The 12,291-nt window shown below is 40.7% G+C and carries 17 protein-coding genes; 4 read left to right on the forward strand and 13 right to left on the reverse strand.

What is annotated here, in order from left to right:
- Positions 1-277: 277 nt before the first annotated feature.
- Both nadA and nadC read right to left on the reverse strand, forming a co-directional pair.
- A complete protein-coding gene (gene nadA, locus CSV64_RS09030) occupies positions 278-1,387 on the reverse strand; it encodes a quinolinate synthase NadA (RefSeq protein WP_099634209.1) in 1,110 nt (369 codons plus the stop codon).
- A gap of 5 nt (positions 1,388-1,392) precedes the next feature.
- A complete protein-coding gene (gene nadC, locus CSV64_RS09035; RefSeq protein ID WP_099634210.1) occupies positions 1,393-2,241 on the reverse strand; it encodes a carboxylating nicotinate-nucleotide diphosphorylase in 849 nt (282 codons plus the stop codon).
- 108 nt (positions 2,242-2,349) lie between these two features.
- On the opposite strand from nadC, the gene CSV64_RS09040 reads away from it, so the two are divergent.
- Positions 2,350-3,480, forward strand: coding sequence for an IscS subfamily cysteine desulfurase (locus CSV64_RS09040; protein WP_099634211.1), 1,131 nt, complete (start codon positions 2,350-2,352; stop codon positions 3,478-3,480).
- Between the two features lie 37 nt (positions 3,481-3,517).
- Positions 3,518-4,057 (forward strand): transcription repressor NadR, encoded by a 540-nt coding sequence (locus CSV64_RS09045; RefSeq protein ID WP_099634212.1) that lies wholly within the window; start codon positions 3,518-3,520, stop codon positions 4,055-4,057.
- 13 nt (positions 4,058-4,070) lie between these two features.
- Here CSV64_RS09045 and CSV64_RS09050 read toward each other — a convergent pair whose 3' ends face one another.
- Both CSV64_RS09050 and CSV64_RS09055 read right to left on the reverse strand, forming a co-directional pair.
- Positions 4,071-4,763, reverse strand: coding sequence for an LrgB family protein (locus CSV64_RS09050; RefSeq protein WP_099634213.1), 693 nt, complete (start codon positions 4,761-4,763; stop codon positions 4,071-4,073).
- A complete protein-coding gene (locus CSV64_RS09055; protein ID WP_099634214.1) occupies positions 4,760-5,137 on the reverse strand; it encodes a CidA/LrgA family holin-like protein in 378 nt (125 codons plus the stop codon). The genes CSV64_RS09050 and CSV64_RS09055 overlap by 4 nt, the downstream gene beginning before the upstream one ends.
- A gap of 242 nt (positions 5,138-5,379) precedes the next feature.
- Here CSV64_RS09055 and CSV64_RS09060 point away from each other — a divergent pair, with 242 nt between their 5' ends.
- Entirely contained in the window at positions 5,380-5,592 is a 213-nt protein-coding gene (locus CSV64_RS09060; protein ID WP_083035681.1) for a cold-shock protein, read from the forward strand.
- Positions 5,593-5,668: 76 nt separating this feature from the next.
- Here CSV64_RS09060 and CSV64_RS09065 read toward each other — a convergent pair whose 3' ends face one another.
- On the reverse strand, positions 5,669-5,866 hold the full coding sequence (locus tag CSV64_RS09065) for a zinc-finger domain-containing protein (RefSeq protein ID WP_099634215.1): 198 nt from the start codon (positions 5,864-5,866) through the stop codon (positions 5,669-5,671).
- A gap of 109 nt (positions 5,867-5,975) precedes the next feature.
- On the opposite strand from CSV64_RS09065, the gene CSV64_RS09070 reads away from it, so the two are divergent.
- Positions 5,976-6,377, forward strand: coding sequence for a ribonuclease HI family protein (locus CSV64_RS09070; protein ID WP_099634231.1), 402 nt, complete (start codon positions 5,976-5,978; stop codon positions 6,375-6,377).
- A 629-nt stretch (positions 6,378-7,006) separates the two neighbouring features.
- On the opposite strand, the gene CSV64_RS09080 is transcribed toward CSV64_RS09070, so the two are convergent.
- The 8 genes from CSV64_RS09080 to CSV64_RS16855 all read right to left on the reverse strand — a co-directional run.
- The gene (locus tag CSV64_RS09080) at positions 7,007-8,344 is read right to left on the reverse strand and encodes an MATE family efflux transporter (RefSeq protein ID WP_099634217.1); all 1,338 of its coding nucleotides are present in this window, start codon (positions 8,342-8,344) and stop codon (positions 7,007-7,009) included.
- 169 nt (positions 8,345-8,513) lie between these two features.
- Positions 8,514-9,356, reverse strand: coding sequence for an alpha/beta hydrolase (locus CSV64_RS09085; RefSeq protein ID WP_099634218.1), 843 nt, complete (start codon positions 9,354-9,356; stop codon positions 8,514-8,516).
- 112 nt (positions 9,357-9,468) lie between these two features.
- Positions 9,469-9,696 (reverse strand): hypothetical protein, encoded by a 228-nt coding sequence (locus CSV64_RS09090; RefSeq protein WP_099634219.1) that lies wholly within the window; start codon positions 9,694-9,696, stop codon positions 9,469-9,471.
- 99 nt (positions 9,697-9,795) lie between these two features.
- Complete coding sequence (locus CSV64_RS09095) at positions 9,796-9,978, reverse strand: hypothetical protein (protein WP_099634220.1); 183 nt, start codon at positions 9,976-9,978, stop codon at positions 9,796-9,798.
- A gap of 222 nt (positions 9,979-10,200) precedes the next feature.
- Positions 10,201-10,989, reverse strand: coding sequence for a glutathione-dependent disulfide-bond oxidoreductase (gene yghU, locus CSV64_RS09100; RefSeq protein ID WP_099634221.1), 789 nt, complete (start codon positions 10,987-10,989; stop codon positions 10,201-10,203).
- 144 nt (positions 10,990-11,133) lie between these two features.
- On the reverse strand, positions 11,134-11,544 hold the full coding sequence (locus CSV64_RS09105) for an ABC transporter permease (RefSeq protein WP_099634222.1): 411 nt from the start codon (positions 11,542-11,544) through the stop codon (positions 11,134-11,136).
- 106 nt (positions 11,545-11,650) lie between these two features.
- The gene (locus CSV64_RS16555) at positions 11,651-11,893 is read right to left on the reverse strand and encodes a hypothetical protein (RefSeq protein ID WP_143565198.1); all 243 of its coding nucleotides are present in this window, start codon (positions 11,891-11,893) and stop codon (positions 11,651-11,653) included.
- 80 nt (positions 11,894-11,973) lie between these two features.
- On the reverse strand, positions 11,974-12,291 hold a 318-nt coding region (locus CSV64_RS16855; protein WP_099634223.1), incomplete at its 5' end, for a terpene synthase.

The raw sequence follows: 12,291 nt of genomic DNA on the forward strand, positions 1-12,291 counted from the left end.
ATCGTCCCGATAAAATCAGGACGAAAGGACGTAACTTCCGCGGTGCCACCATCATTGGATTCATTTTCACAAATCCCGCTTTCCTTCTAACGCCAAGGTGCGCGCCTGTATTTTCACAGGACTCAAAAGGCAGGTTCGACAAGGCATTGCGACGGAAACTTCCAGCCGATGGATTCCGCTCTCTAACACATGCTATTTATCTACTGGTCCTTCTTCAACGTTCCATATCATTTCCCCAATCATACAATATTCAGAGTAATTGTCAAGCACTGCTTCGTTACTTTCGCTGTAGCATACGGTCTAGCGCGTCAATCGCATCTGCAGAAGTAGTTGCATCCACTTTGATGATATTTTGCTCTTTACCTTCCACAATACTTTCAAGACTCCATAATAAATGCGGTAGATCGATACGGTTCATTGTCAAACAAGGACACATTAACGGATTTAGTGAAATAATATCTTGATCAGGATGATTTTCCATCAACCGGTTGACTAAATTCATTTCCGTGCCGATCGCCCATTTCGTTCCAGGAGCCGCGGCTTGAATTTGATCAATAATATACTTTGTGGAACCGTCGTCATCAGATTTCATCACGACTTCATGTGAACACTCGGGATGAACGATAATTCGGCGCTCGGGATCATTTTCACGTAACTGACGAATATTTTCTACCGTGAAGTTTTCATGAACGGAGCAATGTCCTTTCCATAAAATCACTCGACACTCTTCGTTTTCTCCAGCGTATTCTAAAGTATCTGTAATGGGGTTCCATACCCCCATATGGTCGAGTGGCACGCCAAGTCCGTATGCAGTGTTGCGCCCTAGATGTTGGTCAGGTAAGAATAGTATCCGTTTTTTCTGCGTGAAAGCCCATTGGACGATTTCTTTAGCGTTTGACGAAGTCACTGTTGCACCACCATGACGACCAACAAATGCTTTGATCGCTGCCGTCGAATTCACGTATGTCAGTGGAAGAATCGTATCACCAAAACGCGCATGCAAGTCTTGCCATGCTCTTTCCGTCTGGTAGATATCGGCCATATCGGCCATTGAACAACCCGCACGCATATCGGGTAAATAGACTTTTTGATTTTCCATTGTTAAAATATCTGCCGTTTCTGCCATGAAGTGCACGCCACAAAAGACAATATGTTCCGCTTGCTCGTTTGCTGCGCAAATTTGTGCTAATTGCAAAGAATCTCCTGTCGCATCCGCAAATTGAATCACTTCATTTTTCTGGTAGTGATGGCCAGGGATAAACAATTTGTCACCTAGCGTCTGCTTAATCGAGCGAATCTTTTCTTCCATTTCAGTCACCGTGTAGTGTTTATACCGTTCGGGCAACATAGCGTTTGCCTGTTCTTTTACAAGATCCATCATCGACATATTCTTCAGTCCTCCTGCGTAGTAAGTTGTATAGTCGCGCTAATATCCGCCGCCATAACGGAATGCGTTAGCGCGCCAACCGATATGTAATCAATCCCTGTCTTACCATAAGAAGCTATCGTGTCTTCTGTAATCATGCCCGAAGCTTCGGTTACGATATGTGGAGGTACGAGTGGTAACCAGTCCGTAATTTCTTTCGGTGTGCGGTTATCAAACATAATAATATCCACATTGGCTTCAACAGCTTCTTGTAGTTGTGCTAACGATTCGATTTCCACTTCTATTTTTACGGTATGACCTAATCGTGATCTTAATAGTTGCACGGCATGTGTAATAGAACCTGCATACGCCAAATGATTATCCTTAAGCATCACTGCGTCATATAAGCCGTTGCGATGATTAAATCCACCGCCTATTCGAACTGCATATTTATCTAGCATACGAAGTCCTGGCGCTGTCTTTCGTGTATCACAAACTCTTGTCTTCGTTCCGGATAATAATGCCGTTAGGTCCGCGGTTTTCGTCGCAATCGCAGTCATTCGCTGAATACAATTTAGAACTACTCGCTCCGCAGTCAACAGACTTCTAACAGAACCTTTTACAATCGCGAGTATTTGCCTGTCTGTTATTCTTTCGCCATCTTCCACTAGACATGTGACTTCTATTGAAGGATTCATCACGTGAAAACCTGTCGTAATGACATCTACCCCGCAAAACACTCCTGAAGATTTAGAAATGATTTGCATTTCACCTATCGCATCTGCAGGAAATAATGAATTAGCCGACAGATCACCATCTCCCACGTCTTCTATGAAAAACTGTTCGAGCATTGAGACCAATTTGATTTTATTCATCTACGTTCCTACAACCTTTCTCATTGTCGAGTGTCTTTACATCTATCTTTACATATATACAGTTGTATGACAAGATGAATATATTATTTATTGCAGGAGGTCATTCATTTGCATTACTTTGATTACGCTGCCACAACGCCTCTTCGTGAAGAAGCCGCTTCCGTCTATATTTCGGTATCACAACAACAATTTGGCAATACGACGAGCCTGCACGATGCGGGAGGGGCTGCACAAAACGTATTGACCCATAGCCGACAACAGCTATCTACACTTCTTGGCGTGCGTTCTGAAGGGATATACTTCACTTCAGGCGGTACAGAAAGTAACACGCTCGCCTTAGTATCTTTGGCTGAGTCGGCAAAGAACAAAGGACAGCATATTATTCTTTCTGCAGCTGAACACCCGTCCCTCCATTCAGCTGCAGCGTATCTTGAAGGACAAGGCTACCAAATTACAATGATCCCTTTTACATCAAAAGGCATAATCGATTTACAGGCACTAGAAGAGGCTATTACAGAACAAACGACTGTCGTATCAGTGCAGCATTGTAATCCGGAAATTGGGACCATTCAACCCATCCGATTCATATCGGAATTAGTAAAACCGAAGGGCGTTTATTTGCATAGTGACTGTGTACAATCACTAGGTAAACTATCTGTGCGTGACATCTCTCCATATGTAGACAGCTTGTCGATATCTAGCCATAAAGTGCACGGACCAAAAGGTGTTGGCGCAGTCTATATCGATCCACGCATACGCGCTGTCCCACTCTTTCCAAGCGCTACACAAGAGAAAGGATTCAGAGGTGGCACGGTGAACGTACCAGGAATTGCAGCATTCGTTACAGCGGCTGAACTGGCAAATATCAATGAAGCAAAGTATCGCGCATTACGCTCACTCTTCATGAATATACTTTCTATACATCAAGATTTGTTCACTATCTATACTAGTCCCCGATCATCTGAACAACTTCCGCAAATTATTGGTCTATGCGCCAAACACTCGGAAGGACAGCTCATTATGTTAGAATTAAATAGAAGAGGATTTGCGGTGTCGACAGGTAGTGCTTGTCAGGTCGGTCAGCAACAGTCATCTATGACAATGAGCGCGATGAATATACCCGCCCACGCAGCGAAAGGGTTTGTTCGGATTTCATTTGGTGAGACATCGACTAGTGAAAACGTCACTCAATTAGCAAAAGCGTTGCTCGAAGTGGCGGCATTGACACATACTGCATAAACCCCGATAGATATTTTATAGATAGCAGGTGAGAGTTTTGCGAAAGAAAACAAAAGTAGCAGGAGAACAGCGCCGCGATTTGATTCTCCAGACGTTGAAAGATGCAAATCATCCCGTAACGGGTGCAGAACTAGGTGATTTGACAAAAGTCAGCAGGCAAGTAATCGTTAGTGATATTAATTTATTGAAAGCAAAAGACGAACCTATCATGGCGACGAATCAAGGATACTTATACACGCAGTCAACTACAAAAGTAAAAGATGTGGAAAAAATCATCGTCTGCAAACATACGCCTAATCAAACAGAAGAAGAGTTGCATATTTTAGTCGATCACGGAGTAACCGTCAGAGATGTCCGTGTAGAACATCCTGTTTATGGTGATGTGCGCGCATCCATCATGGTATCGAACCGACAAGAAGTGAAGACATTCATCGAACAGATCCAACAGGCACAAGCCCCTTATCTATTGAATTTAGATGAGAGTGGCATTCATTTACACGCTATTTCGGCACCACGAGCAGAACAACTACATGATGCAGAAGAAGCATTAAAAAAAGCGGGATTCCTAATTGAATAGGAATTCCGCTTTTCTATGGAAATAACCAAATGCCGAATAAAGGCCCCGCAAGTGCACCGATAATCGCGGATAATGTCATGGCAACCGAACTCATAGAAGCCGTTTGTTCTCCGTATTCTAGTGCTTTAGAAGTTCCAATTGCGTGCGCACCCACTCCGAGACCAATACCCTGACCAATCGCTGTATCAATCTTGAACCAGCGATTGATCCATGGACCCATCAGGATCCCAGCGAGTCCTGCGATAATGACTAATACCGTCGCTAACGAAGGTATGCCACCAAGTTCTTCTGCTATTTGCATCGCGATAGGGGAAGTAATAGATTTCGGTAAAATACTCGCTAAAAGTTCAGTTGAAAATCCAACAAGTCGCGCCGCTAAGACACCTGTCAACATCCCGACAATTCCGCCCACGACGACTCCACCGAAGATTGGCAACAGATTTTTCTTGATGATATCTCGCTGCTTATAAAGGGGAATACAGAGTGAGACAATGGCAGGGCCAAGTAAGGCATCGATCCACTTGCCTCCTACCATATATGTTTCATAGGACACATGGAATAACGATAACACGACAATCACTACAATAGTCGTTGTCAGAATAGGTACGAGAAATGGCGAACGCAACCTAACGTAGACAGCATTCATCAAAAAGTAAAGCATAACCGTTAACCATATCATCGTGAAGGCAAGTATTATAGTATTCATGAAAGAGTCCCCTCCTCTTTCACATTACGCTTAGCCATAGATTGACTGACCAAACTTGCGACGACCATCGTGATAAATGTGCTGACGATTGTGATCAAGATCAGCAGACTACCTTTGCCAACAAAAACATGCCCATAATCCATGACGCCAACCGTAGCTGGAATCAAATAAAGCGGCAAAGTCGATAGAAATACATACGCACCTTTTTCCACCCAGCGAAGCGGGATAACTTTGATCGATAACAATCCCCATAACAATAGCAAACCGATAATGCTTCCAGGCAAAGGAATGGATAGTTTCGCCTGTAAAAACTCTCCTGCTAGAAATAGTATGTATAAAAACCCGACCTGCAAAAGTGCGATAACAATTTTCACTCCAACACTTCCTTACCTAATCTTATATGTAAAAAATGAATACTACTTCATTATAGGGATTAGTCAGATAAAAACCAATACTTTCCTAGCTATTATTGAATAGTAATCAGAATATTCATCCTAGCATTGACACTTTCGTCCCACCCATGTATAGTGTAAGAAGCCGTATTGGGCAAGTTTTTAATAATAGACTTGCACGTTACGTGTGGAGATGGATTTCTAATTGCCGAGGAGGAATTATTATGCACCAAGGTAAAGTGAAGTGGTTCAGCAGTGACAAAGGATATGGGTTTATCGAAGCAGATGATGGTGAAGACGTATTTGTACATTTCACTGGAATTGCTACCGATGGATTTAAGACACTGGCTGAAGGTCAAACAGTTTCTTTTGAAGTAATTGAAGGAAATCGTGGTCCACAGGCGGCTAACGTATCGACTCTTGAGGATGAAGTGTAACCTCATCTCGGCGCAAACAGCTGAATTTATAACATAAACAAAGCATCCACGCAGTTGCGGGATGCTTTTTCATTATTTATTTGGAGGCCGTACTGATCTTGTTGATTTCTCTTCCAAGGAATTGTAGCTGGTCTCCTACAGTACAGTCGGAAATACAAAATTGATGTGCGCCTGTTTTACCTCGTTCGCTTGTTAGTTGTTTTTTAACGTAACAACCTTCACAATATATATCGAGCAATTGATTAATTTCTTTCATGACAACTACTTTATCCATTAGAAAAGAACTCCCACCTTTCTTCCTTCTATTTTAGGTTGGCTGACAGGATGTTGCAAGTGTTTCTATGTTTTTTACAATTCATTACCAGATTGGAGCGAGAAATCTTATGTTGGAAGTGTACATAGATGGTGCTAGCGCAGGGAATCCTGGGTTAAGCGGAATTGGTGTGTATATTAAAGGTGAAGGTCAGGACGTTCGGATTAGCGAGACGATTGAGCCAACGAATAATCACCACGCGGAGTTTCAAGCGCTTGTGAGAGGTCTTGAGGAGGCGTCTAATCTGACAACAGGTATGGTGTCGGTAAGGTCGGATTCGAAGGTGGTCGTGCAGTCGATGGAGAAGGAGTTTGTAAAGAACGAACAGTATGCACCTCATTTGAAGGAAGCATTGAGACTGGCAGCGACGTTTGACTTTTTCTTTATTAAGTGGATTGCGGACAGCACAAACAAGACGGCAGATACACTTGCACGGCAGGCGATTTTGATGCAGAAGAAGCAAAAGGAATAGCCTGAGCGAACTGTTTTATTGTCTATTATAACCGTCACTAAAAGAGTGTACTGCTACTGTTCCATTTTTATTCGGAAAAGGTCGTGCTTCATGACGACCTTTTTGCACGAGGTTAAGTGGTTGCGATTTGTCGCTTTAGCTGGACGTGTATCTTATAAGCGGTGAACAACACCCTTTGTTTCGATCAACTAAGTGAGTGTGTTATGGTGTATGCCAAAATAAATACATCACTACGAAGAACAATAAGTAGATAACTATAATTATTGGAAAAACGTAAAGTGACACTCTCCCGAATTTGTCTTTTCTGCTAAACAAGGCTAAAACGAATGAGAATACAAGAAGGATAAATCCAAGTGGCATTGCAATGAATAGTCTACCTGAAAAAATAAACAGGCAAAGGAAAACCAATCCTATAAGTAGACTAATAAAAGACATCATGCCTACTCTCTGTGTATTTTGCAAGTGTATGACCTCCTAATTCTCGACAAGAGGATAGCCCGTTACATGTTTTTTTATTCCACATATCCACCATATTACACGCGATATTTCATTGCCGAGAATTTGATTAGCTTCAATAAAACGATCTTCATACTTTTCGTATCCATTACTTCGCACTCTAGTCGTTTGATTCATTCCCCGATAGCTTCGACTTCTCGCCATTTTCCATATCGGTAATACATAAATGCAGCGATACTACTAATAACAAAACTGACGCCCATCCCGAGTGCAATTCCTTTCTCACCCATCATGCCTGACAATATGTACGTAATTGGAAAACGAAGAATCCAAAAAGAAATGATGTTTAGCACAAGCACTTGGAACATGGCTCCCGCTGCACGGACAGCCCCATTTAAAACAAAATTAATGCCTAAGAATGGATAAAATAATGCAATCGCCTTTAAATAGTTTATACCAAAATCAGCAGCTTCCGGTTCTGTTATGAACAGCTTAATCCCATAATCTGCAAATAGGATGATCAGAATGGCGATCGCAAACATGACAATCAAATTATATATAAACCCGTACAACGTAATTTTATGAACCCGGTCCCATCTGCCTGCCCCGATATTTTGACCCGCCATACTATTGACCGCAGTTCCGAGTGCTTGGGCTGGCAGCATAATCAAACTATCCAATCGTTGTGCCGCCCCGTATCCCGCGACAACTGCTGGGCCGAATGATGCGACTACACTCATGATTGCCATCACACCTGCCGAAATGACACTCATCTGTAAACCCGCAGGAATTCCCAACTTTAATATATCGAGTACTTCTCGGCGCGCTGGAATATGTGGTTTTGAGAATGGAACCAAGCTTTTACGCACTGAATAAATAGCACCAGCGGCAAATGCGATTCCCTGTGATAATATCGTTGCATAAGCAGCGCCTTGAACTCCCCATCCAAAAACGTAAATAAATAAAGGATCCAGTACTGTGTTCAAAATAACTGCAGCTAGCACAAAATAAAGCGGTGTCTTCGAGTCGCCTACCGACCTAAATACGGTACCAATAAAATTATAGCCGAATAAGAAAAGGATGCCGATAAAATTAATTCGCAAATACGAAACGCCCATCGCCAACATCTCGTCAGGGGTCCCAAGTAAAAGCAAGAGTGGTTCCGCAAATATAAATCCTGCAATACCGAGTACGACGGACATGCAGGAAAGCAGAACGACAAATGCATTTAAATAACGCCGAAGTCCTGACTCGCTACCTCTGCCTTTTTGCTGGGATAAAATCGTTAGTGCAGCGTTGTTCAAGCCGATGACGAATGACAAAACCGTAAAGACGACCGTCCCGGAAATAGCCACAGCACCAAGTGCATCCGCGCCAATTAAATTCCCAACCCACAAACTATCGATAAATTGATAGGATGCTTGTAGTAAATTTGTTATCATAATGGGTCCTGAAAAAAGCATGAGTTGTTTGATTATACTTCCTTCTGTGAAATCCTGTTGCCTTGCCATTCTTTTCCTCCCTGCTTTTAATAAAAACTTACCATTTTATCTTTTTTAATATCTTAGCGATCTATTTTGGGAAAGCTGTTTAATGTATTATTTAAAAATTATGCCTGATTAAAACAGTGGCATCCTATACGGTATTGGTTAATTAATAAGAATAAATTGGGACAATTCATCAAAATTTACTTACATTCCCCTGTAACAGCGCCAGGGTTTCTTCTAATACAATGGACCAGGCATCAGATTTTGGATCAATTAATTTAAAGTGTTCAGCAGAAGATACTTCCACAAACTTCACATTGTCGTTCATACTATCAGCCATTTTTTTATAACCTTGGCTAATCCCAATCGGAATGATATTATCCAATGCACCATGAATCAGTACTTGTGGTACACCAAGTGGAAGCAATCGAATTGGGGAGGCTTGCTCATAACGTTCCGGAACCTCAAGTGGTGTACCACCGAGTAAATCCCGCACAGGATTAAATTTGTTCTTCAGAATTTTTTCACCGGCGCTAAGCACATCTTCCATAAGGGAAAGATCGGCAACACCTGCTAAACTGATCGCCCCTTGCACAGCAAATGGCGAGTTACTTGTGTTAATCGCACTTTTTTCAGGAAGGCGATGGCGGCCAGCTAACCATAATGCCAAGTGTCCCCCTGCCGAATGCCCAATTGTCACGACACGACTTAAATCTAAGTTGACGTTCTTTGCCAATTCGGCTAAATAGTCAATAGCTAGAGCTGCATCTGTTAACGTCCCTGGCCATCCGCCACCAGCTTGTCCCACCCTGCGATATTCAATACTCCATGTAGCTATTCCGTGTTTTGTTAAACTTTTAGCAAGGTCAGCAATGGTATCCAACGCAACATCTGACTTCCAATAACCTCCGTGGATAACTACCGCTACGGGATGGGGACCTTCGCTGTTAGGAATCCGCAAGTCGCCGAATTGATAATCGAGATCGCCGTAATAATATCTTTTTATTGCCAATTGATTTTCGTTGTTACCTTCCATAAGATCACCTCTATTTTTAAGTTAATTAAACAAAAACTTTCAAATAATTATGGCCCTATCGTAGACCGAGTGCAAATACTTATTCCAGAATTACGCTCGTTAGTTACGTATTTTAAACTCTCCTTGAATCTGTTTCGTTTTTGCTTAATTTAAAGATGAGAACATAAACAACAGATAATAAATTCAAGATGAACATAATCCAATAATAGAGACTTGTAGAACCTTCTAAAAGGTAAGTTCCATACCTCGAAGTATTAAGTCCTAAAACAGCTAATAACGCTACAAAGATTTTAGTGCTTAAATTTGTCGCACTATTTTTTGAAACCTCGTAATTATTCATCTTAACCCTCCACTATATTCCGTTAAATGGCTCAATTCTAACTTAAATCTTATACGATAACTGCGCCCTTTTGATGAGAATTGTGATAAGAGTTACAATTCACTTCCGAAATTTACCTGGATTCTCAATCCTTGTAGATACAACCTCTCCACAATTCAGACAGAAGGTAAATATTTTATTCGATCCAACTGATAACTTTTTGTTCAGTGGTTTAACGGCCATAAAATCCGTACCTTCACCAAACTCAGTACCGTTACACTTCGGGCATTCATTTTTATTCATTCATAACATCTCCCTTATTTTTCTATACGACCGACCGAACTGATCCAATCTAGAGTACAATTCCCGTTCAAGAATTTGGCCTATAACTAAATAGGGTGCAAAACTCTTATACAAGAATCGCACCCTTTTGTTAAATAAACCACTATTTCGTTGTCTTTGATATGTCTATATAAGGTTTCAATTCTATTGTAAAAAAACTTCAATACATTGTTTTTTTAAAAATTACTCCCCCAGCGACTGATACTCTGCTGCAAGGCCTTTTTGAACGCCTGGTCGTTTCGCAATGCGATGAGACCATTCCAATAGATGAGTATATTCATCCATGTTTAAAAATTCATAAGAGCCTTCATACAATTTTCCTAAAGCTAACCGTCCGTACCAAGACCAGATCGCAATATCTGCAATAGTATAAGTATCGCCAGCGATATAAGAACGCTGAGCTAATATTTTATCTAGTAAGTCTAATTGACGTTTCGTTTCCATAGTAAAACGATCAATTGGGTATTTCATTGGCTCTGGCGCATAAGCGAAAAAGTGACCAAACCCTCCACCAACATAAGGACCCGCTCCAATTTGCCAGAACAGCCAATTGAGGGTTTCTGTCCGTCCATGAATATCTGTAGGGATCAGTTTATTGAATTTCTCAGCCAAGTAAAGCAAAATCGATCCTGATTCAAAAATTTCCAAACGCGGACTTTGACTTTGATCGACTAGGGCCGGGATCTTTGAATTAGGATTGACCTTGACGAAATCTGAACCAAATTGTTCCTCGGCTCCAATATTGATTTCATACAAATCATAATCTGCACCATCGAGATCCAACTCTTTTAATTCTTCCAGCATAATCGTCACTTTAATTCCGTTCGGTGTTCCGAGTGAATAGAGTTGGAACGGTGCCTCTCCGACCGGTAGTTTTTGTTCAAAACGTTCACCAGCTGTCGGGCGGTTCCCCCATCTATTTGAATTCTCTTCTTCCCACTTCCACACGTTTGATAATTCATATTTTGTCATCTGAACATTCCTCCTACTATATATTTGGTAACTCCATCATACTAACAGTAGAAAAATATTCCTAATATTTAGTTTATCAGCTTATCGTTATGAATCTTAAACTTTGCTTAGAAATAGGTAACTAAGTAAACTTCTTCAACAATCTTAATGAAAAGCTGACTGTTTTCTAGCTATAGAATGGCTACTAATATAAAATATTGTCAGGATGATCGCACTAATACTTGGATACCCTATATAAACTGCCAGACTCGTATGTTCAACTAAAGTAACTTCTCCCCATTCAAGCCATAAACGCCACCCCATTCCAAAACTGATTAAAATTATACAAATCGTAAAAACAAACCACATTCTATCTTTAAATAAACCCACGAATATGTTTGCTACAATGAAATACATTAATATTGTCAAAACCACAAAAAACAAACTAAAACCTCTCAGACCTGGAATTACAAACGTAAACGATATTCCTGATATGAAGAGAAGGTTTAAAGCCGCGAATAGTAGAAATGTATTTCGTGATTTTCCTACTTGGTTATAGAACTGTTCTACTAACAAGGGCTTACCTCCAGTCTCTTCATTTTTTTATTGTAGTGAACACTATGTTTGCAGACTGTTTAACAAACGCGCCCTTTTCTGGAATAATCACGATATGGCCTTATCCCTAAGCATCTTTATCTTTAGTGTCCTTTTCAAAAAACAGATTGAAAATAGATAATGCAAAAATAATCCATACAGTAACAAGTAAAATAATATTCTGAATGAAAAATGATGAAATAATAGCAAGTACTACAATAAAGAGCGACAACAACCCTTTTTCCACCAACAAAAACACCTCCGTTTCCAATTTAGGCTTATATATCCGTAAACAAAATGGCCCTATTGTGGTACCAGCACGATTACTCAAGATACAATCGCACCCTCTCGTATCGGTGATCGAAGGACTTGGCAGTTTTAGTGGAATTCGTTCATCTTGTCTTCCATGGATTAGTCTTGAGATACATGCAACCAACTTCCAGTATGGATATTTCGGATTTTGTATGAAGATCCCACGACCTCCAACATCCTTTGGTAAGTTTCAGTATCGCATATGTCATCTGCATACTCGTATAATTTTTCATCTACATATTCTTGTGTAATGTAATTTGTAAAAGAACTATTATTAACAAATTCCCCGAAAAACTCTCTTAACATGACAGAATCATCTCTTGTTAACAGTTCATAACTTAAAAAGTAAATTTTAAACACATTCACTATTTCATTTAAGTCTTCTTCGTCTAAGAAACAAAGAGGATCTAGCTTTTT

The organism is Sporosarcina sp. P32b (assembly GCF_002743335.1).
Lineage (GTDB): Bacteria > Bacillota > Bacilli > Bacillales_A > Planococcaceae > Sporosarcina.

Coding starts and splice junctions, on each gene's coding strand:
- nadA (WP_099634209.1), bottom strand. CDS start 1,387: ATGTCGATGATGGATCTTGTAAAAGAACAGGCAAACGCTATGTTGCCC.
- CSV64_RS09070 (WP_099634231.1), top strand. CDS start 5,976: ATGTTGGAAGTGTACATAGATGGTGCTAGCGCAGGGAATCCTGGGTTA.
- CSV64_RS09095 (WP_099634220.1), bottom strand. CDS start 9,978: ATGAATAAAAATGAATGCCCGAAGTGTAACGGTACTGAGTTTGGTGAA.
- CSV64_RS09050 (WP_099634213.1), bottom strand. CDS start 4,763: ATGAATACTATAATACTTGCCTTCACGATGATATGGTTAACGGTTATG.
- CSV64_RS09065 (WP_099634215.1), bottom strand. CDS start 5,866: ATGGATAAAGTAGTTGTCATGAAAGAAATTAATCAATTGCTCGATATA.
- nadC (WP_099634210.1), bottom strand. CDS start 2,241: ATGAATAAAATCAAATTGGTCTCAATGCTCGAACAGTTTTTCATAGAA.
- CSV64_RS09080 (WP_099634217.1), bottom strand. CDS start 8,344: ATGGCAAGGCAACAGGATTTCACAGAAGGAAGTATAATCAAACAACTC.
- CSV64_RS09085 (WP_099634218.1), bottom strand. CDS start 9,356: ATGGAAGGTAACAACGAAAATCAATTGGCAATAAAAAGATATTATTAC.
- yghU (WP_099634221.1), bottom strand. CDS start 10,989: ATGACAAAATATGAATTATCAAACGTGTGGAAGTGGGAAGAAGAGAAT.
- CSV64_RS09090 (WP_099634219.1), bottom strand. CDS start 9,696: ATGAATAATTACGAGGTTTCAAAAAATAGTGCGACAAATTTAAGCACT.
- CSV64_RS09060 (WP_083035681.1), top strand. CDS start 5,380: ATGCACCAAGGTAAAGTGAAGTGGTTCAGCAGTGACAAAGGATATGGG.